Below are 18,941 nucleotides of genomic sequence, written 5' to 3' on the forward strand. Positions count from 1 at the left end.
GATTGACGCAGATTGAAATCAGATGATTTATGACAGGCGAATCTCGATCCGTGTGTCATTGAGCATCGACCTTGCTGGCAACTTCAATTCACTTGAATCTGCGGGAATCTGCGAAATCTGCGGTTTCAAAAACGACAAGACTTAAAACTGGAAGAGCCATGAAGATCACGCACATCCAAGCACTCGAAATTCTCGATTCTCGTGGCAACCCGACGCTGGAGGCCGAGGTCACGGTCGAGGGTGGCCACGTCGGTCGGGCGGCGGTGCCCTCCGGCGCCTCGACTGGCGCGCGCGAGGCGGTCGAGTTGCGCGACGGGGACAAGCGTTATGGCGGCAAGGGTGTGCGTCAGGCGGTATCCCACGTCAACGGCGAGATCGCCGCGGCAATCAAGGGCATGGATGCGACCGACCAGGCCGGCATCGACAAGACCCTGATCGATCTCGACGGCAGCGACAACAAGTCGCGCCTGGGCGCCAATGCCCTGCTGGGCGTGTCCCTGGCCGTTGCCCACGCGGCTGCGGCAGCAAAGGACCAGGCCCTGTGGGAATACCTGCTCGCCAACTCCGGCCAGCAGGCCAGCCTGCCGGTGCCGATGATGAATATCCTCAATGGCGGGGCGCATGCCGACAACCGCGTCGATATCCAGGAATTCATGATCATGCCGGTGGGCCTGCCGGACTTTCCGTCCGCCCTGCAGGCCGGTACCGAGGTGTTTCATGCCCTCAAGGCGATCCTTCGCCAGCGCGGGCTCAACACGGCGGTCGGCGACGAGGGCGGTTTCGCCCCGGACCTGTCGTCCAACGAGGCCGCACTCGAACTGCTGATGACCGCCATCACCGAGGCCGGTTACGAGCCCGGAAAAGACATCTACCTAGCCCTGGACGTGGCCTCGAGTGAGTTCTGCCGCGACGGACAGTACGTACTCGACGCCGAGGGCCGTGCCTTCGACAGCACCGAGTTCGTCGATTACCTGGCCGATATCGTCGACCGCTACCCGGTCATTTCGATCGAGGACGGCATGAGCGAGGACGATTGGGACGGTTGGGCCGAACTGACGCAGAGCATCGGCGGCAAGGTGCAGCTGGTCGGCGACGATCTGTTCGTGACCAACACCGCCATCCTGAAACGCGGCATCGACGAGCACATCGGCAACGCTATCCTGATCAAGCCCAACCAGATCGGCACCCTGTCGGAAACCCTGGACGCCATTGCCATGGCGCGCAATGCCGGCTTCGGGACCATCATCTCGCACCGCTCCGGCGAGACCGAGGACGTGACCATTGCCGACCTGGCCGTAGCCAGCAATGCCGGGCAGATCAAGACCGGCTCGCTGTGTCGTTCCGACCGGGTGGCCAAGTACAACCAGTTGCTGCGCATCAACGCGCGCCTGGGAGATGCCGCGCGCTATGATGGCCGGTATGTCTTTGCGCGTTTTCTCGACTGACCTAACTGGGGAAACTCGACCGGCATGAGCATGCTGGCCGAGGTCATCATCTTCCTGGCTGCCGCGGTGGTCATGGTGCCGCTGGCCCGCTGGTCGGGCCTGGGTGCGGTGCTGGGTTTTCTGGCCGCCGGCGTACTGATCGGTCCCTGGGTGCTGGGCCTGATCGACAATGTCGATACCATCCTGCATTTTTCCGAGCTCGGCGTTGTACTGCTGCTGTTCCTGATCGGCCTGGAACTGAAGCCTTCCAGGCTGCGGGTGCTTCGCCGCATCGTTTTCTTTGTCGGCTCGATGCAGCTTCTGATTACGACCCTGCTGCTGTGGCCGCTAGCGGCCTGGTGGTCCGGCAGCTTGTGGATCGGCCTGCTGATCGCCGTCGTCCTGTCGCTGTCGTCGACGGCGATGGGTGTGCAGATCCTGGCCGAGAAGAAGCAGTTGGCCGCGCCCCACGGCCGGCAGGCCTTCGGCATCCTGCTGATGCAGGACATCGCGGTCATTCCGCTGCTGGCCATCATTCCGCTGTTTGCCGCCGGTGAGCTCGGGTCCGAGGTGGACGGTTCCATTGTCTTCGGACTGCTGCAGGCGGCCGCCGTGATTGCCGGTCTGATCCTGGCCGGTCGTTTCCTGCTCCGCCCGACCCTGCGTGCCATCGCCGCCACCGGCGTGCCCGAAGTGTTCGTGGCGATGGCGCTGCTGGTGGTGCTCGGGACTGCGGCGCTGGCCGACTATGCCGGTCTGAGTATGGCCCTGGGTGCCTTCCTGGCGGGCGTGCTGCTGGCCGACTCGGAATACCGCCACGAGATCGAAGCCGCAATCGATCCGTTCAAGGGCCTGTTGCTGGGTCTGTTCTTTATCGCGGTGGGCATGTCGATCGATTTCGGTCGGGTGATGGCTTCACCCCTTTCGATTCTCGGTCTGGTGGGCGTGATCATGAGCGTCAAGGTGCTTGCCCTCCTGGTGGTGGGACGCATCGCCGGCCTGAACCGGGCCTCGACCGCGGCGCTGGCCATGGCGCTGCCCCAGGCCGGTGAGTTCGCTTTCATCCTGTTCGCGGTGGCCGTGACCGAAGGGGTGATGGGCTCCGGCCTGGTCGATCCCCTGATCGTGGCCGTCACGATCTCGATGGCGCTCACGCCGCTGATGTACGTCATCAACGAGAAGCTGCTGCAGCCCTGGCTGGCGAGCTCGGAGCCCGAGCCCGAGCCGGACAGAATTCCCGACGACCATGGCGAACCGCGCGTGATCATCGCCGGATTCGGCCGGGTGGGGCAGATCGTGGGCCGCAACCTGTCGATGCTGGGCATTCACTTCACGGCCCTGGATAACAACCCCGAGCACGTCGAATTCGTGCGCAAGTTCGGACACAAGATTTTTTACGGCGATGCCAATCGCCTTGACGTACTGCGTGCCGCAGGGGCCGCCGAGGCGCAACTGTTCATTCTCACCATCTCCGATCCGGAACGCTCGATCCAGACCGCCCAGATGGTGCGGCGGCATTTTCCGGAACTGAAGATCCTGGCCCGTGCCCGCAATCGCGACCACGCCATGGAGCTGATGGCTCTGGGCGTCGACGAGGTGATTCGCGAAACCTGGCTGTCGAGCCTGGCGCTGGCGCGCAATGCGCTCTACGCGCTGGGGGTGCGCAAGGCCGATCACTACGTCGATCGTTTTGTCGAGCACGACGAGGCTACTTTGCGCGAGCAGGTCGAGCATCGTGGTGACCAGGAGCGCCTGGCCCGCATCGAGCGCAAGAGCCGCGAACAGCTCGAGGAGCTCTTCAGCGAAGACCGCAGATTGCTCCGCGAAGGCGAAGAAGGGAGCGATTCCAGGCAGCGCGACTGAATAGCATCGATGCGCGGCCGGCTCGATTGATCAGGACAGTGCTTAACGTTGTAAATGCAAATGGTTATCGTTAGAATTGCGCTTCCCTTTTCAAACGATCGAGTGATCTGATCATGAGAATCCTGCTGCCCGTCCTGATGCTCCTGTTGACCGCCTGTGGCGCTGAGCCGCCGGCAGAGGAGGCCAGTACGGCCGCTTCGGGTGAAAGCTCGACGGTCGCAAGCGAAGCTGCAATGACCGAGTCCGCCGAGCCGGCCCGCCTGGTGGTCTACACGTCGCGCCAGCCGCACCTGATCGAACCGCTGTTCGATCGCTACACCGAACAGACCGGTATCGACATTGACTACATCAATGACAATGAGGCCGCGCTGATCGAGCGCCTCGACGCCGAAGGCAGCGGCACCGTGGCCGATATTTTCATGACCGTCGACGCTGGCAACCTGTGGCATGCGGCCGAGCGCGGCTTGTTGCAGCCGATCGAGTCCGAGTCACTGCAGGCGGCGGTGCCCGAGGCCCTGCGCGACGATCAGGGCCGGTGGTTCGGCCTGTCGGTGCGTGCCCGCACCATCGTCTACCATCCCGAGCGCGTTGATCCGGATGCCTTGTCCACCTACGAGGCCCTGGCCGAAGAAGCCTGGGATGACCGCCTGTGCCTGCGGACCTCGCAGAAGGTCTACAACCAGTCGCTGGTGGCCATGCTGATCGAGCACCATGGCGAGGACAGAACCGAGGAGATCGTGCGCGGCTGGGTCGACAATCTGGCCACCAACCCGTTTTCTTCCGATACCCGCCTGATCGAGGCGATCGAGGCCGGACAGTGCGATGTCGGCATCGTCAACAGCTACTACCTTGGGCGCAAGCTGGCCGAGAATCCGGACTATCCGGTCACGCTGTTCTGGGCCAACCAGGACACGACCGGCACGCACGTCAATGTCTCCGGCGCCGGCGTGACTCGCCATGCGCCGCGCGCCGAGGCCGCGCAGGCCCTGCTCGAGTGGCTGGCTTCACCCGATGCGCAGGCCGAGTTCGCCCAGAACAACCTGGAGTTTCCGGTCAATCCCGACGTCACGCCGCGCGGCATCGTCGAGGAATGGGGCGACTTCCGCGCCGACGATACGCCGCTGCAGATCGCCGGCGAGCGCCAGGCCGAGGCCGTGCGGCTGATGGACCGTGCCGGCTATCGCTGAGGCGATTCACCAACGGCTCTGGCCGCGGGCCGATCGGCGCTGGCTGATCGGCCCGTTACTGTTGCTGGTCGGCATCCCGCTGCTGATGCTGCTGGCCAGCTGGGCCCAGCCCCAGCCCGATATCTGGCAGCACCTTTCGAAATACCTGCTACCGCGCCTGATCGGTCACACCGCCCTGATGATGGTCGTCGTCGGCCTCGGTGTGGCCGTCCTCGGCGTCGGCCTGGCCTGGTTGTCGGCCTGCTGCGACTTTCCGCTGCGTCGAATTCTCGACCCGCTGCTGGTGATGCCGCTGGCCTTTCCCACCTACGTGCTGGCCTTCATCTACCTGGGCATGCTCGACTACGCCGGTCCGGTGCAGACCTTCTGGCGGGATACATTCGGTTCCTCTCCGGCCCTGTTCGAGGCATTCAGTCGTCCCGGTGGCGTCCTGTTCATCCTGGTGCTGGCCTTCTATCCCTACGTCTACCTGCTGGCCCGGGCGGCCTTCGTGAGTGGCGGGCTGGCCGCCTTCGAGGCGTCTCGCAGCCTTGGTCAGGGGCCGCTACGCACATTTTTTCGCGTCAGCCTGCCGATGGCTCGCCCCGCGCTCGTGGCCGGACTGGCGCTGGCGTTGATGGAGACCCTCGCCGATTTCGGTGCAGTCTCGATCTACGGCTTTGATACCTTCACGACAGCCATTTATCGCACCTGGCTGGGCATGTTCAATCTCACAGCGGCGGTGCAACTGGCCTCCATCCTGATGCTGTTCGTGCTGCTTCTGGTCGGCGTGGAGCGGCTCAGCCGCAATGCCCGCAGTACTCAGGCCGAACGCCGCCCCACCGGTCACCGAATCCGCTTGAAAGGCCTGCGCGGCTGGGCGGCGACCGCGGCGCAGATCACGGTGCTCATGCTCGGCGTCGTGCTGCCGCTCATTCAACTGCTTGTCTGGGCCTGGCCGCAGTTGTCCGGACTGGCCGACCCGCGCCTGGTCCGGGTGGTCGCCAATACCATGGTGCTCGGCATGACCGGAGCGCTGGCCGTGGTCGCCGGCGGCATCCTGCTGCTGGTCTCGACGCACCGGGCGTCGCGTCGGCAGCAACTGCTTGGCGAAATGGCGGCACTTGGCTACGCCATTCCGGGGACCGTGCTGGCCGTGGCGATCATGTTCGCCTTTTTGCGGCTGGATCAGCTGGCCGGTACCGCCCTGGCCGGCGGCATGAGTGCGCTGGTGATCGCCTACCTGGTCCGCTTCGTGCGCGTCGCCTGGGGTCCGCTCGATGGCGTGGCGTCACGCATTCGTCCGCATTATGTCGAGGTGGCGCGCAGTCTCGGTGTGCCGCGCTGGTACCGGCTGTGGCGCGTCAACCTGCCCCTGCTCTGGCCCGGCCTGGTCACCGCTTTCCTGCTGGCGCTGGTCGAAGTGGCAAAGGAAATGCCGGCCACGCTGGTGTTGCGGCCCTTCGGCTGGGAAACCCTGGCCGTGCGCATCTACGAATTGACCGCCGAGGGGCAGTGGGAAATGGCGGCGGTTCCGGCTTTGCTGCTGGTCATTCTCGGCGCCATTCCGGTCACCGTGTTGATCCGTTCGGGGCGGGTCCGGGCGATATAATGCCCGCCTGTTTCAGACCAGGCATCGTTCCGATATGAGTTCAAGAACCCCGCTGCATGAAGCGCACCTCGCCGCCGACGGCAAGATGGTCGATTTCGCCGGCTGGGAACTGCCGATTCACTACGGCTCGCAGATGGAAGAGCACAAGGCGGTCCGGGAGGCCGCCGGGATGTTCGACGTTTCGCACATGACGGTGGTCGATATCCAGGGCGCCCAGGCGCGTGAATTTCTGCGTCGCCTGCTGGCCAACGACGTCGACAAGCTTTCCGAGCGTGGCCAGGCGCTCTACGGCTGCATGCTCGACGAACGTGGCGGTGTGCTCGACGACCTGATCACCTACTGGCTCGACGACAACTTCTACCGCACGGTGGTCAATGCGGCCACGCGTGAAAACGACCTGGCCTGGATGCGACGGGTGGCCGAGGATTTCGACGTCGAGGTGATCGAGCGCGACGATCTGGCGATGATCGCCGTCCAGGGTCCGGAAGCGCGCGAGAAGGTCATCGATGTGCTGGGCGCGCGCGACGCCGAGTCGCTCAAGCCTTTCCGCGCAACCACGCATGGCGACTATTTCATCGCCCGTACCGGCTACACCGGTGAGGATGGTTTCGAGGTGCTGATGCCGGCCGGCGAGGCCGAAGGGTTCTGGCAGGCGCTGATGGAAGTCGGAGTCCGGCCCTGTGGACTGGGCGCACGCGACAGCTTGCGCCTGGAGGCAGGCCTGAATCTGTACGGCCAGGACATGGACACGACCACCACACCGCTGGAATCCAATCTCGGCTGGACCGTGGCCTTCGAGCCGGACGACCGCGACTTCATCGGCCGCCGGGCGCTGGCGGTACAGAAGTCAGACGGCGTGCCGCGTCAACTGGTCGGCCTGGTACTGGGTCGCGGCGGCATTCCCCGCACGGGTGCGAAAGTGCATACGACAGCCGGCGAAGGGCAGGTGACAAGTGGCGTGTTCGGCCCCACCACGCAGTGCCCGGTAGCTTTGGCGCGCATCCCGGCGGGCGAGTTTGATGAAGTCGAGGTCGAACTGCGCGGCAAGCGACTGACGGCCCGCGTGGTCAAGCCGCCGTTCGTTCGCCAAGGGAAGGTGAGGATCTAGGCAACTACTCAATCGCCTCGAACCGATTGGCGTCGCGGTTCTTGCGCACGGTCTTCGGATCCCAGATGCGGCCGTTCATGGCGATCCACACGCCCGGCGGCAGGGCCTGCACGGCGCCGACCGCGCAGCCGATGTTGAACACCGCATCGGAATCAATGAAGCGTGCGGGATTGAGCGCTCCGGTCAGCACGATCACCCGCTCGCCTACATCGCCGAGGGTGGCGGCGGTTTCCACCATGGTGTCGGTGCCGTGGGTGATCAGGTAGTGACCTTCATCGCTGCTCATCACCGCCTGTCGGATCAAGCTTCGATCCGCCTCGCCCATATCGAGCGAATCCTTGCGCATGAGTGCCCGGATTTCCCAGTCGAAGGCCACGTTCATGGCCTTGAGGATGCGGCTGATCTCCGGCTCGCCGATCTGGTAGTCGGACTTGTCGTCGTAGTAGATCTTGTCGATCGTGCCGCCGGTGGTGAGGATGTGAAGCCTGTTCAAAGCTGCCTTCCGCATGATGCTCAGTGTTCGGGGAGTCAGGTAGTATAGCGGCCATGCAATCCCGCCTGTTCAATCCCTGGCTGCTCGCGCTGGCCATCGCATTGTCGACACCGGTTTCGGCGCAGTCGCTGTCGGACGAACTACTGGCCCTGCACTGGCACCCGGCGACCAGCGATCAGGCGCGCAGCCGGACCCTGGCGGCGGCAGCCTGGCTCGAGCGCGACACGGTCGAGGAGGACTGGCGCGGCGCCCTGGATGCGATCGTGCTGCGCATGGAGCGCTCGCTCGAGCATGCCGGTCCCCGCCCGGTATCGCCGGTCGATGGCGCGCTGGCCTGGCTGGTACGCCAGCAAGAGGTCAACCTGCGTGATGCCTCGGCGGCCTTTCCCGAACCCGACCCCGCCGGCATCGGCGAGCTGATGCAGTCGGATCGGGCGGCCGGTCGCCTGGCACGGCTGCACTCTGCGGTTCATTGGCAGGCGCCCAACATTTGGCAGCGCGTGGCCGAGCGGATCGGCGAGGACGCTGTTGAGTCCATTCGGGACTGGTGGTCACCCCTGTTGTCACAACGCTCCGCCACGGTAGCGGCTGACGGGGACCCGGTCGGCTCCTACGCCCGGGCGCAGGCCGAGCGGGTGCGCCAGCTCTCTGGTAGCCAGGACTCGGCTGAACAGGCGGCGATCCGCGATTCGGTACTGCGCGCCGCGGCGGATTTCACGTGGCGAAACGGTCGCGTACTAGACGCCGTCTGGCTGACCTTCGAAGCGCAGTTACGCCTGACCCAGCTTGACGAACCGGCCGAGCTGGCCGGCGGCTGGCAGGACTGGTTGGAGCGGCTCGATGCTGAGCGTGTGCGCGAGACGCGGCTGATCGACCTGGATCTGCCGCTGATCCTCGCGTTGCTTGGTGATGCGGCCGGCTACATGGCGTCGCCCGAGGCGGCCGTCGACGCGGCACTGGATGAACTGGCCGATGTCTATGCTCGTCTGGCCCTGTTCGCACCCGACCTCGCTTTCTATCTCGATCAGCCGGTGCGTCAGCCCGTCCGGCGCGCGATTGCCGACTGCAACCCCGACCCCCTGCTGATTGGCCCGCTACCGCGCGAGGTCTTCGAGCGTTGCGCCCGCAACCTCGAAGCACTGCTGCAAGATGGGCTGGCCAGCGACGAACTGGTGGGGGGTGCCCAGGGCCCCTTCGCCGCTGAGTTCCTTCGGCGCGAACTGGGACTGGTGAGCTGGCAACGAGCGGCCTATCTCGACGGGCATCTCGACTGGCTGGTGCAGGCGCAGTGCCAGTCACCTGCATGGATCAACGTGATGGAATGGTCCCTGCTGGTCGATCACCTGGTTCGCTGGATTGGCCAGCGCCCGGTCTATTTCGGCGGAAGCCGCTGGCAGGCCACCCTCGACGGAATCACTGCCCGAATGCGCGAACTCGGCCGCGCCCACGTGGAATGGCTCGACTGCATCACCGGCCAGGGCAGTGAGCGGCGCGATCCCATCATGCGCCTGCTCGATCGGCATCGCGCTGCCCTGACCGAGCTCGCCGCGCTACTGGCCGAAGCCGGCCGGGCCTTCTACGAGAGCGTAACGCGCCCGGGCGCCGATATCGACCTGGCCGGCCCGGCGGACCAGGTCACCGCCTACCGTCCCGAGGGATTGGAAATCGGCCCTTGCCCGGAGGCGAACACCTGCGGCGCGCGGGTCTCGCTGCCGGTCAGCCGGGCCCTGCTGGGGATGTTCCCGAATGCCTTCCTGCTCGGTGACCAGATCGGTCTGGGCGAGCTGGACCTGTGCTATGAACGGGTGCGCTGGGTCGATCGGCGCGCCACGCCGGCACGGCGGTCAAGCAGCCGGGTGGCTGACTACCACGGCCGGTTGAGCTTTGACCTGGTCGGCACCTTCGGTCGCGAGGACGGACAGCAGACCGTCTTTCGCTACCGACTGACCGACAGCGAGCGCCGGCACTACCTGTTTGCCGCCGAAAGCGAAGACACGCTCGCCCTGGATTGCCCGCAGGAGTTGATCGGGCAATCGATCGCCAGCCAGTTGCCCGACGATCACCCCGGCCTGGTGCCGAATCGGCTGACCTATTTCGCCAGTGCGCCGACCACGCCGGAGGCGCAGCTGGCAGCCAACTGGAGTGCGGGTGCGGAATGGCGCGACTGGTTCGTTACCGGTCGACGCGTCGAACGCCTGGAGGCGGTCGACGGCAGCGCCCTCGAGACCGAGGTCCAGGCTCGCCTGGCGGCACTTTCCGCGCGGCGGGAGCGGCAATTGAGCGCACCGTTGATCAACCCCGCCCGGGCCGGAGAGAGCGAAGCGCTGGCGCTGGCCATGGCGCGTGCGTCCGACACCGCAGCCCTGATACGCCGCAGCCTGGAACTGCACTATCCGCGAATCATCCGGCAGCATGCCGCGGTGCGCGCGATGCTGGCCGGCGAGGCCGGACTGGTCACACGCGACCGCGTGCGCCTGATGCGCGAGAGTGGTATGCCTGTGGCGCGCATGCCGCGGCTGGGTCTTGATCGGGTCGATCAATTGACGCGGGCCTGGCTGGCACTGCCCGAGGCCCTGCGCGAACAGGGCCAGCGGGCGCCCGAGGTGGACTACGCGCTCGAGCGGCTTGCGGCCCTCAAGCGCCGGATGAATGAGTGATCAGGGTGCTTGCCGGCCCCAGCGCAGGGCACTCAGCCCAGTGACGTAAAGCACGATCAGGCCGATCTGGATCAACGCCGGTACGCGGGCTGCGGGGCTGACCCAGGCTTCGGACACGGCCAGGCAGAAATGCAGAAGCAGGATACAGCCGGCGATGACCAGCGGGCGTTTTTTGAGCAACCAGACCCCGGGCAGGGTGGGCAGCAGCGGCAGGCTCATCACAGCGGTGGCGAGCCAGGGCGGCATGATTTCCGGGGGGCTCAGCCAGAAGAACCAGAGGGGCTGCAGCGCGATCACGGCCGGCAACGTATAGCGGCAGGTTTTCAGGCTGATCATGTTCGTTCGCTCAGCCGGACGGCAAATCCGGCTACCCGCCGGCCCTGGGCCTGGCAGATGCGACGCTCGACCTCGTCGAGCCGGCGATCGGAATCCACACCCGCTAGATGACTGGCGCCGTAGGGGGTGCCGCCGCTTGTCGTGTGACTGATCTCCGGCAGGGTATAGGGCAGGCCAACGATGAGCATGCCGTGGTGTAGCAGCGGCAGCATCATGCTCAGCAGGGTGCTCTCCTGCCCGCCGTGCAGGGTGGCCGTCGAGGTGAACACGCCGGCCGGCTTGCCCGCCAGGGTGCCGGAAAACCACTCGCTCGCCGTGCCGTCGAGAAAATACTTGAGTGCTGCGCTCATGTTGCCGAAGCGCGTCGGGCTGCCCAGGATCAGGCCGTCGCATTCGGCCAGGTCGGCCCGACTGACCCGGGCGGCACCGGTATCGTCCCGATCGTCGCCGCTTCCGGCCGGCGCCACCGTCGGAACCGTGCGCAGAAGAGCCTGGCAGCCATCGACCGATTCGACGCCGCGTGCGATTTCGCGGGCCATGGCATGCGTGTTGCCGTGCAACGAGTAGTAAAGAACCAGGATATCGATCACGGCAGAATGGCCTCGATGGCTTCGGGCGGTCGCCCGATCCGTGCGCCTTGTCCGCTGACAACGATTGGGCGTTGCAGCAGTTTTGGATGTTGGCAAATCAACTCGATCAGGCGCGCGTCGGGGATCGATGTGTCCGCCAGCCCGAGGTCGCGGTACTCGGCCTCACCGCTGCGGATGACCTCACGTACGGGGACCCCGAGCGACTTGATGATACGCTTGAGTTCCGCGGGCGTGGGCGGAATCTTGAGGTACTCGATGATTTCCGGTTCCAGGCCGTGCTCGCGAATCAGCGCCAGGGTCTGGCGGCTTTTGGAGCAACGCGGATTGTGGTAAATCTTGATCGTCATATGAACAGATCCGAATCCAGCAGTGAAAAGAAATCTAGCCTACCCACTTCCGGCGTCGTGTCAAAGGCGGGCAGGACAAGTTGGCTCCAGGCCCGCTACGATGTGGGCTGGGTGCAAGCCTTCAACACTCACCTCTGGCGCCATTTTCGCGAGGACCGAAGTTTCGAGGCCGCCGCTGCCCTGAGCTACACCAGCTTGCTGGCGCTGGTGCCGCTGATGGCCGTCATGCTCGGCGTGATTTCCGCCTTTCCGGTCTTCGACCAGTGGGCCGCCGATGTGGAATCCTACATCTTCTCCAACTTCGTTCCGACCGCCGGCGATGCCATCCAGCAACATCTCAATGAATTCGTCGAGCGTACGGCCGGGCTGACCGGTGCCGGCACGGTCTTTCTGATCGTCACGGCCATTTTGCTGATGTCGACGATCGAGCGCAGTTTCAATCGCATCTGGCGTGTGGCCAAGCCGCGCGGCATCACCGGAAGACTGCTGACCTACTGGTCGGTGCTCACGCTCGGGCCGCTGCTGATGGGCGGGTCACTGGCGTTGACCTCCTATCTGGCGGCGGTACCGCAGTTGGCGCCGGAGGCTGTTCGTAGCGTGCTACAGGCATTCATTCTCAACCTGACGCCGTTCTTCGTGTCCCTGATCGGCTTCGCTCTGGTCTTTCTGGTGGTGCCCAATCGCAAAGTGCGGCTGCGACATGCCCTGGTCGGTGCGTTCATCTCGGCCGTGCTCTTCGAACTGGCCAAGCGCGGCTTCGTGCTCTATGTCACGCATTTCCCGACCTACGAACGACTCTACGGTGCGCTGGCTACCGTGCCCATCTTTCTGGTCTGGATTTACCTGTCCTGGGTGGTGGTGCTGCTTGGCGCCAGCGTGGCTGCCGCCCTGACGACCTTCAACTACCGCAAGAGCGACTGGCGCTGGTCGCGACGGCATGAACTGGTTTTGGCGCTGCGCCTGCTGGGGCACTTCTGGCACACCCAGCGTCAGGGGCGGGCGCTGTCCCAGCCCGAGCTGCTCTCGCGCGAACCGGCTGCCAGTGATGCCCAGATCGGATGCATTCTCGACTGGTTCCACCAGGCCGGTTTCATCCAACCCGATGAGGACGGCGATTGGCTGCTTTCGACCGATCTTGATGATATATCTCTCGGGGAACTCTATCGTGCCGGACCGTTCATACTACCCATCGGTGAGCTCGATTCGGTGCCGGTCGACAGTCACTGGGACCGGGCCCTCATTTCCAGTCTCAAGCCAGTCGATGAATCCGGACGACCGGCGTTGAACCGCTCGATCAAGTCACTGCTCAAATTCCAGGTAGGAGAAGCTTCGTGAGGCCCTTATTGTTTTTGCTGCTGTTACTGGCCGGCCCGGCGACCGCCGAACTCGATTTCGAGCTCCCGACGCTGGACGGCGGATCCGAGCGTCTGTCGGATTATCGCGGTCAGTGGGTGGTGGTCAATTACTGGGCGACCTGGTGCAAGCCCTGCCGCAAGGAAATCCCCGACCTGTCCGATCTGCACGACAGCCGTGACGACATCACCGTGCTCGGGCTGGCCTTCGAGGATACCGAGCCGGCCGATTTCGAGGCCTTTCTCCAGTCCTTTCCCGCGAGCTATCCGATCCTGATCGTGGATGTCTACGACCCGCCGGCCGATCTGGGGTCGCCGCGTGTCCTGCCGACCACGTATCTGATCGACGGCAGCGGTGCGATGGTCGAAACCTGGCTTGGACCGGTCACCAGCGAAATGATCACGGCGTGGATCGATGAGCGAGACTGAATCGAGAAAATGGCTGATTGCCGGGCGCGTCCAGGGGGTCTTCTTCCGCGAATCGACCCGGCGCCAGGCCGAATCCCTGGGCCTTTCGGGGCATGCCATCAACCTGCCCGATGGGCGGGTCGAGGTGGTGGCCGCCGGCGCGGCATCTGCGCTCGACGCGCTTGAACGCTGGCTGCAACACGGTCCGGCTGCGGCGCGCGTCGATGCCGTCGAGAGGGCCGAGGCACCCGGGACCGTATCGCAGGGCTTCTCGACCGGCTGATAATCCAGGGATCTGAATTGAATCCGGCCGGCACCGTGGCCGGCCGGTCGATCGAGAATCGTGCCCGGGACTTACTGCTCGATCGTATCGAAAGGCCTGCGCGGCCCGTCTGAGTTCTCCCCGATCGTGAAACCGCGGCTGCGCGTTTCCAGTACGGCCATGCGCCCCTGGTCGATCAGCTGCACTTCACGCACCTCGAAGGGCGAGGTCAGCCCGGAGTCGAGCACCAGGTCGGCCGGTACGTCGAGCTGCAGCTGGTCCTGGCCGGCTTCGAGCACGGCCGCCGTCTGGGCCATGGCCAGCGGCTGGAGCGTGCCATCCCCGGCCGTGCCCCAGATCTGGCCGCTGACCTGGTAGCGGCCGGTGGCGGCCACTTCCACATCGAGGGCAATCTGCAGTCCATTGTCGCTACGGGCGTCGAGGCCTTCGGACAGGCGGGCGGTGGGCGCCGCGATTCCCAGCGCCACCTTCAGGTCGCGACGAATCTGGGTCTCGCCATGGCGACCATCGAGATAGGCGTGCACTTCATACAGCCCTTCACCGGCATCCGGCAACTCACTGGGCGCGGTTCCGGTCAGTGTGAAGCCGTCATCGGCAACTTCCAGCGGCCAGGCCTGGGCCGCGTCCGGGCTGACCAGGACGGCCTGAATCGACTGCGCGGCAAAGCGCCCGTCGTCCCTGCCCAGGCTGACATCCAGCTTGAATGCCTCGCCAGCCAGAAGATTGTGGCGTTCGGCCGCAAGCCGGCCGACCCAGGGGCTTTCGGGCTCGAAGACATGCACCACCAGAGGCTGGTCGGCGGGTGCGCCGGCCAGTTGTAGCTGAAGGGCGCTCGGTTGCCCCTGCTTCGGCAGTTGAAAGGCCAGGCTGTCGCTGGGTACTGACAGGCCCTGCGCCTGCAGTTCGCTGCCGGAGAACAGCGTGAGTCCGCCAGCGCCTTGCGTGACCGGCAGGGATTGCCCGTCGACTTCGACCTGGAGAAGTTCGGCGTCCAGCAGTGTACCGCTGCCTTCCGTCAGGGCCGAGACGCGAACGATGGCGCCGGCCGAACTGAGCGGAAGTTTGAGGCCTTTCTCCAGACCCAGGCCGGTGGTATCGACCCAGTACTGGCGACTTTCCATGGACGGACCCGCCGGTGCCGATTCGGCCCGGTCGATCGTCAGCGGCCAGGCAAAGTGAACCGGTTCGGTTTCGGTATGCCGGCTGGGTGGAACGGCCGGGACGGAACTGGGCAGGCTGTCGATGCGCATGTCATCGGCGCTGTTTGGTGCCCACGTAACCGGCTCGGCGGCAAAAGCGCTCGCCGCGAGCAGCGGGAGGGCGGTCAGGATGGTGAAATTTTTCATGTCGGCTCCCTTTCGGTTCACAGGTCGTTGCGCAGGATGGTATCGAGGCCGAAGCAGTTGCGACGGCTCTGGTGATGCGAAAGCACGCGATCACCGCTGGTGCGCCAGGTGTCGTAGAACCACAGGCTGCCTGCGCCGTTCTGGCTGGAGCACTCGAGAAAACCGTCCGAACAGTTGTCGAGCCAGTTCTGCGTGAATTCCAGACCCACTTGCTTGTCGTAGCCACCGCAGTAGGCGTTGCTGCTCCAGAAGCCGGAAACCACATCGCTGCCGACCACGTTCCAGAAACCGACCGGCAGCGAGGGGCGGCCGGCGGTGCCGTAGAGCCAGTTGGCGTTGTAGCTCTGCATCCAGCTGACCTGCTGCATGCGCACCGCATCGCTCTGATAGCCGAGCAGCCAACCCAGCGAGGATTCGAACACGTTGCCCTGCATGACCGCATCGGCCAGCGGCGTTCCCAGGCTGGACGGGGCCAGTGCATTGACCCAGCGGGTGTTCTCGATGATGGTCGGATAGCGCGAGTCCCAGGTCGGATTCGACAGGATCCAGCGCATCACGTTGCCGCCATTGGAATGGGTAATGACCACCAGATCGTCGATGCCGCGACTATTGATGAAGTTGTAGAGCTGACCGGCCAGGCAGCCGGCGGCGCGCGAATCCCACATGTACTGCTCGAAGTCGCAGTTGACGACGGTGTAGTTGGCGGAATTCGGCAGGCCCTGGCGGACCGAATTGACCATGCTGCTGGTCCAGTAATCGTTGAGTGCGTCGGTTTGATGCCCGGTGCCGTGGACAAAGGCGACGCCGGTGGCGCCCCATACGGTACCGAATGTCAGTAGCCCAAAAAAGGCCAAGGTGACTCGTAATGATCGAGACATTCTGGGGTTCTCCTCTCTTTGTGGTCGGTTACAGTCCCTCTTTTCACTATAGCCCGGGAGCGTGACTCGATTCAAACGGGCGCCGTCACAACGAGATGGGAGTCAGAAAAGCGAGGCCTGCTCGACCGGCCGAAAGCTCCGACGGTGGACGGGGCAGGGGCCGTGCTCGGCCAGGGCAGAGAGGTGTGCCGGGGTGGGATAGCCCTTGTGGCGATCGAATCCATAGAGCGGCCACTGCCGGTGCAGGTCGAGCATCAATGCGTCGCGGTGGACCTTGGCCAGGATGCTGGCCGCCGAAATCGCCCGGTCGCTACGGTCGCCGCCGATCACGGTCTGGACCGGCCAGGGCAGGCCGGTGGGGGCCCGGTTCCCGTCGATGCGCACCAGCGCCGGCTCGATCGCCAGTGCTTCCAACGCCCTGCGCATGGCCAGAAAGGTGGCCTGGAGGATATTGATCCGGTCGATGTCTTCCACTTCGGCCACACCGATGCCCAGGGCACAGGCGCGCGAGCGGATCGACTCGGCCAGCTGTTCGCGGCGACGGGCCGAAAGCTGTTTGGAGTCGGCCAGCCCGGCTACGGGCCGGCGCGGATCGAGAATGACGGCAGCGGCCACCACGGGCCCTGCCAGCGGTCCGCGCCCTGCTTCGTCCACGCCGGCCACCGGCAGGTTCGGGGTCTCAGGCCCGGCCACGATCAGCCAGTTCCAGCACGGCCCGGGCCGCGTTTTCGCTGGCGCCGGCGGCCAGCTCGCGCCGACAGCGTTGGGCCGCCTGCCGGTAGGCCGAGCGACGCCGGGCATCGTCAATCCAGGCCAGTGCCTCGCGCCCGAGACTGTCGGCCTGCGCACGGTCCTGCACGAACTCGGGTACCAGTGCCCGGCCCTGCAGAATATTGGGCAGGGCAATGAACTGCGACCGCACCAGGCGCAGTCCGCGCAGCAACCAGTAGGTGGTCGGCGCCAGCCGGTAGTAAACCACTAGCGGACACTCGAGCAGAAAGGCCTCGAGCGTGGCCGTACCCGAAGCACTGACGGCTGCATCGGCGCGTAGCAGCCCGTCGCGGGTCTGCGCGCAGACGATATCGACACCGCTTTCGGCCAGGCTTGCACCAGCCAGTTGCTCGACCAGTTCACGCTGCGCCCGGCGGGCCAGCAGCATGGTCAGGCGAAGTTCAGGGCGGTTGCGCCGCAGCCAGTTCGCGGTTTCGGCGAGCAATCCGACATGGCGCTCGATTTCGCTGCGGCGGCTGCCGGGCAGCAAGGCCACTTCCGCCTGGCGTTCGCCAGCCTGCGCTCGCGGCAGGCGAGCGTCGCCAGCAATCTCGTCGGCCAGCGGGTGACCGACAAAGCGACTGGCCAGTCCGTGTGCGCGAAACAGGGCCGGCTCAAAGGGGAACAAAGTGAGGACCAGGTCGACCGAGCGCGCCACGACCGCGGCGCGGCCGGCCCGCCAGGCCCAGACCGTGGGTGCGACATACTGCACGGTGCGCAATTCGCGCTTGCGCAATTGGCGCGCCAGGCCGAGATTGAAGTCCGGCGCATCGATGCCGACGAAGGCGTCGGGCGCCCAGTCCAGGATGCGTTGCCTGAGCCGGCGCCGCAGGGCAAACAGACGCGGCAGGTGGCGCAGGACTTCGGTCAGGCCCATGACATTGAGCGAGTCGAGGTCAAACCAGGGCTCGACGCCGGCGGCCTGCATGGCCTCGCCGGCGATACCGGCCAATTCGATGTCGGGATCGAGGATCCTGAGTTGACGAGCCAGGCTTGCGCCCAGCGCGTCGCCCGAGGCTTCGCCGGCGACCAGGACGATGCGGCGGGCTCGTCGGGTCATGGCCGGTTGCTCAGCGCAGCAGGCCGCGCTGGCTGCGCTCGATCGACTCGATCATGGGCATGAGTTCGGGTTGGGCTTCGGCCCGGTTCCGAAGCTCGGCAACGGCCTCGTCGCGCTTGAGGCCCTTGCGATAGATCAGTCGATAGCCCTCCCGGATATTGCGGATCTGCTCGCTCGAAAAGCCCCGGCGCTTGAGGCCTTCGCTGTTGACGCCGCGCGGCTGCGGCGGCTGGCCGGAGACCATGACGTAGGCCGGCACGTCCTGGTTGACGCCGCCGTACATGCCGAGGAAGGCGTGCGAACCGATGTGGCAGAACTGGTGCGCACCGGAAAAGCCGGCGAAGATCACCCAGTCGCCCACCGTGACGTGTCCGGCCAGAGTGGCACCATTGGCGAACACGGTATGTGACCCGACCTGGCAGTCGTGTGCGACGTGGCAGTAGGCCATCAGCCAGTTGTCGTCGCCCAGGCGGGTCACGCCGATATCGTCGCTGGTGCCGCGGTTGATGGTCACGTACTCACGGATGGTGTTGTTGGCACCGATTTCCACGGCGGTGTCCTCGCCGGCGTACTTCTTGTCCTGCGGCGCCTCGCCGATCGACGCGAACTGGTAGATTCGGCAGCCCGGCCCGATCCGGGTGCGGCCTGTGATGACCACGTGCGGACCGATCCAGCAGTCGTCGGCAATCTCGACCTGTGGTCCGATCAGGCTGTAGGCGCCGACTTCGACGTTGTCGCCCAGTTGGGCGCCTTCCTCGATGATGGCGGTGGGGTGAATCATGGCGTCGGATCGGGCCGTGCCGCGCACAGCAGATCGGCGCTGGCCACGGTCTTGCCGTCGACACTGGTGGTGGCCTGGTAGAGCCCCATGTTGCGCATCAGCCGCTTCTGGGTCACTTCGAAGACGAGCTGGTCGCCGGGTATCACGACCCGGTTGAAGCGCGCCTTGTCGATCTTGACCAGGTAATAAAGGCGATTGTCAGCGCCACTGGCCTCGCGTGCCAGGTGCGCCAGGCAGCCGGCCGCCTGAGCCATGGCCTCGAGCAACAGCACGCCGGGCATCACCGGGTGGCCGGGGAAATGGCCCTGGAAGAAGGGCTCGTTAATGGTGACGTTCTTGAGCGCCCGGATGCGTGGCGGATCGTCGAGCGAATAGTCGAGCACGCGGTCGACCAGCAGGAACGGGTAACGATGAGGCAGCAGTTCGAGAATCTTCTCGATGTCGATCGGAGCGGTATCGGTCATGA

Annotated in this window: 19 protein-coding genes; 9 read left to right on the forward strand and 10 right to left on the reverse strand. The window is 65.2% G+C overall.

Features of this window, described 5'->3' with window-relative positions; genetic code table 11:
- Positions 1-158 precede the first annotated feature (158 nt).
- The 5 genes from eno to gcvT all read left to right on the forward strand — a co-directional run bounded on the left by eno (position 159) and on the right by gcvT (position 7,173).
- Positions 159-1,445 (forward strand): phosphopyruvate hydratase, encoded by a 1,287-nt coding sequence (gene eno, locus G4Y73_RS10220; protein WP_164231540.1) that lies wholly within the window; start codon positions 159-161, stop codon positions 1,443-1,445.
- 24 nt (positions 1,446-1,469) lie between these two features.
- Positions 1,470-3,287, forward strand: coding sequence for a monovalent cation:proton antiporter-2 (CPA2) family protein (locus G4Y73_RS10225; protein WP_164231541.1), 1,818 nt, complete (start codon positions 1,470-1,472; stop codon positions 3,285-3,287).
- Positions 3,288-3,400: 113 nt separating this feature from the next.
- On the forward strand, positions 3,401-4,474 hold the full coding sequence (locus G4Y73_RS10230) for an extracellular solute-binding protein (protein WP_164231542.1): 1,074 nt from the start codon (positions 3,401-3,403) through the stop codon (positions 4,472-4,474).
- Positions 4,458-6,065, forward strand: a complete 1,608-nt coding sequence (locus tag G4Y73_RS10235) for an iron ABC transporter permease (RefSeq protein WP_205596596.1) — start codon at positions 4,458-4,460, stop codon at positions 6,063-6,065. The genes G4Y73_RS10230 and G4Y73_RS10235 overlap by 17 nt, the downstream gene beginning before the upstream one ends.
- A gap of 34 nt (positions 6,066-6,099) precedes the next feature.
- Positions 6,100-7,173, forward strand: a complete 1,074-nt coding sequence (gene gcvT, locus G4Y73_RS10240; protein ID WP_164231543.1) for a glycine cleavage system aminomethyltransferase GcvT — start codon at positions 6,100-6,102, stop codon at positions 7,171-7,173.
- A gap of 4 nt (positions 7,174-7,177) precedes the next feature.
- Here the strand turns inward: gcvT and G4Y73_RS10245 are convergent, their stop codons facing one another.
- The gene (locus G4Y73_RS10245) at positions 7,178-7,666 is read right to left on the reverse strand and encodes an asparaginase domain-containing protein (protein ID WP_164231544.1); all 489 of its coding nucleotides are present in this window, start codon (positions 7,664-7,666) and stop codon (positions 7,178-7,180) included.
- 53 nt (positions 7,667-7,719) lie between these two features.
- Here G4Y73_RS10245 and G4Y73_RS10250 point away from each other — a divergent pair, with 53 nt between their 5' ends.
- A complete protein-coding gene (locus tag G4Y73_RS10250) occupies positions 7,720-10,323 on the forward strand; it encodes a hypothetical protein (protein ID WP_164231545.1) in 2,604 nt (867 codons plus the stop codon).
- Here the strand turns inward: G4Y73_RS10250 and G4Y73_RS10255 are convergent, their stop codons facing one another.
- From G4Y73_RS10255 to arsC, 3 genes are read right to left on the reverse strand one after another with little or no spacing between them, the layout of a single operon-like run.
- Positions 10,324-10,659 (reverse strand): DUF2069 domain-containing protein, encoded by a 336-nt coding sequence (locus G4Y73_RS10255; RefSeq protein ID WP_164231546.1) that lies wholly within the window; start codon positions 10,657-10,659, stop codon positions 10,324-10,326. It abuts the gene before it with no gap.
- On the reverse strand, positions 10,656-11,249 hold the full coding sequence (gene wrbA, locus G4Y73_RS10260) for an NAD(P)H:quinone oxidoreductase (RefSeq protein WP_164231547.1): 594 nt from the start codon (positions 11,247-11,249) through the stop codon (positions 10,656-10,658). The genes G4Y73_RS10255 and wrbA overlap by 4 nt, the downstream gene beginning before the upstream one ends.
- On the reverse strand, positions 11,246-11,596 hold the full coding sequence (gene arsC, locus G4Y73_RS10265; RefSeq protein WP_164231548.1) for an arsenate reductase (glutaredoxin): 351 nt from the start codon (positions 11,594-11,596) through the stop codon (positions 11,246-11,248). The genes wrbA and arsC overlap by 4 nt, the downstream gene beginning before the upstream one ends.
- Between arsC and G4Y73_RS10270 the strand changes: the two genes are divergently transcribed.
- From G4Y73_RS10270 to G4Y73_RS10280, 3 genes are read left to right on the forward strand one after another with little or no spacing between them, the layout of a single operon-like run.
- The gene (locus G4Y73_RS10270) at positions 11,597-12,931 is read left to right on the forward strand and encodes a virulence factor BrkB family protein (RefSeq protein ID WP_164231549.1); all 1,335 of its coding nucleotides are present in this window, start codon (positions 11,597-11,599) and stop codon (positions 12,929-12,931) included.
- Complete coding sequence (locus tag G4Y73_RS10275) at positions 12,928-13,377, forward strand: TlpA disulfide reductase family protein (RefSeq protein WP_164231550.1); 450 nt, start codon at positions 12,928-12,930, stop codon at positions 13,375-13,377. Before G4Y73_RS10270 ends, G4Y73_RS10275 begins: the two co-directional genes overlap by 4 nt.
- Positions 13,364-13,639 carry an acylphosphatase gene (locus G4Y73_RS10280; RefSeq protein WP_164231551.1) on the forward strand — a complete coding sequence of 92 codons (276 nt, stop codon included), beginning with the start codon at positions 13,364-13,366 and terminating at the stop codon, positions 13,637-13,639. Before G4Y73_RS10275 ends, G4Y73_RS10280 begins: the two co-directional genes overlap by 14 nt.
- 71 nt (positions 13,640-13,710) lie before the next feature.
- Here G4Y73_RS10280 and G4Y73_RS10285 read toward each other — a convergent pair whose 3' ends face one another.
- The 6 genes from G4Y73_RS10285 to fabZ all read right to left on the reverse strand — a co-directional run bounded on the left by G4Y73_RS10285 (position 13,711) and on the right by fabZ (position 18,939).
- Positions 13,711-14,985, reverse strand: a complete 1,275-nt coding sequence (locus G4Y73_RS10285; protein WP_164231552.1) for a DUF4785 domain-containing protein — start codon at positions 14,983-14,985, stop codon at positions 13,711-13,713.
- Between the two features lie 17 nt (positions 14,986-15,002).
- The gene (locus tag G4Y73_RS10290) at positions 15,003-15,863 is read right to left on the reverse strand and encodes a hypothetical protein (RefSeq protein ID WP_164231553.1); all 861 of its coding nucleotides are present in this window, start codon (positions 15,861-15,863) and stop codon (positions 15,003-15,005) included.
- 102 nt (positions 15,864-15,965) lie between these two features.
- Entirely contained in the window at positions 15,966-16,556 is a 591-nt protein-coding gene (rnhB, locus tag G4Y73_RS10295; RefSeq protein WP_346426849.1) for a ribonuclease HII, read from the reverse strand.
- Entirely contained in the window at positions 16,543-17,694 is a 1,152-nt protein-coding gene (gene lpxB, locus G4Y73_RS14085; RefSeq protein WP_164231555.1) for a lipid-A-disaccharide synthase, read from the reverse strand. Before lpxB ends, rnhB begins: the two co-directional genes overlap by 14 nt.
- A 10-nt stretch (positions 17,695-17,704) precedes the next feature.
- Positions 17,705-18,475, reverse strand: coding sequence for an acyl-ACP--UDP-N-acetylglucosamine O-acyltransferase (lpxA, locus tag G4Y73_RS10305; protein WP_164231556.1), 771 nt, complete (start codon positions 18,473-18,475; stop codon positions 17,705-17,707).
- Positions 18,472-18,939 carry a 3-hydroxyacyl-ACP dehydratase FabZ gene (gene fabZ / locus G4Y73_RS10310; RefSeq protein WP_164231557.1) on the reverse strand — a complete coding sequence of 156 codons (468 nt, stop codon included), beginning with the start codon at positions 18,937-18,939 and terminating at the stop codon, positions 18,472-18,474. Before fabZ ends, lpxA begins: the two co-directional genes overlap by 4 nt.
- Positions 18,940-18,941 lie beyond the last annotated feature (2 nt).

Source organism: Wenzhouxiangella sp. XN201 (assembly GCF_011008905.1).
GTDB lineage: Bacteria > Pseudomonadota > Gammaproteobacteria > Xanthomonadales > Wenzhouxiangellaceae > Wenzhouxiangella.

Bases quoted from the DNA above. Each gene is read 5' to 3' on its own strand.
- G4Y73_RS10230 (WP_164231542.1), top strand. From the start codon at position 3,401: ATGAGAATCCTGCTGCCCGTCCTGATGCTCCTGTTGACCGCCTGTGGC.
- G4Y73_RS10225 (WP_164231541.1), top strand. From the start codon at position 1,470: ATGAGCATGCTGGCCGAGGTCATCATCTTCCTGGCTGCCGCGGTGGTC.
- arsC (WP_164231548.1), bottom strand. From the start codon at position 11,596: ATGACGATCAAGATTTACCACAATCCGCGTTGCTCCAAAAGCCGCCAG.
- G4Y73_RS10290 (WP_164231553.1), bottom strand. From the start codon at position 15,863: ATGTCTCGATCATTACGAGTCACCTTGGCCTTTTTTGGGCTACTGACA.
- gcvT (WP_164231543.1), top strand. From the start codon at position 6,100: ATGAGTTCAAGAACCCCGCTGCATGAAGCGCACCTCGCCGCCGACGGC.
- eno (WP_164231540.1), top strand. From the start codon at position 159: ATGAAGATCACGCACATCCAAGCACTCGAAATTCTCGATTCTCGTGGC.
- G4Y73_RS10250 (WP_164231545.1), top strand. From the start codon at position 7,720: ATGCAATCCCGCCTGTTCAATCCCTGGCTGCTCGCGCTGGCCATCGCA.
- lpxA (WP_164231556.1), bottom strand. From the start codon at position 18,475: ATGATTCACCCCACCGCCATCATCGAGGAAGGCGCCCAACTGGGCGAC.
- G4Y73_RS10255 (WP_164231546.1), bottom strand. From the start codon at position 10,659: ATGATCAGCCTGAAAACCTGCCGCTATACGTTGCCGGCCGTGATCGCG.
- lpxB (WP_164231555.1), bottom strand. From the start codon at position 17,694: ATGACCCGACGAGCCCGCCGCATCGTCCTGGTCGCCGGCGAAGCCTCG.
- G4Y73_RS10270 (WP_164231549.1), top strand. From the start codon at position 11,597: ATGAACAGATCCGAATCCAGCAGTGAAAAGAAATCTAGCCTACCCACT.
- fabZ (WP_164231557.1), bottom strand. From the start codon at position 18,939: ATGACCGATACCGCTCCGATCGACATCGAGAAGATTCTCGAACTGCTG.
- G4Y73_RS10280 (WP_164231551.1), top strand. From the start codon at position 13,364: ATGAGCGAGACTGAATCGAGAAAATGGCTGATTGCCGGGCGCGTCCAG.
- G4Y73_RS10285 (WP_164231552.1), bottom strand. From the start codon at position 14,985: ATGAAAAATTTCACCATCCTGACCGCCCTCCCGCTGCTCGCGGCGAGC.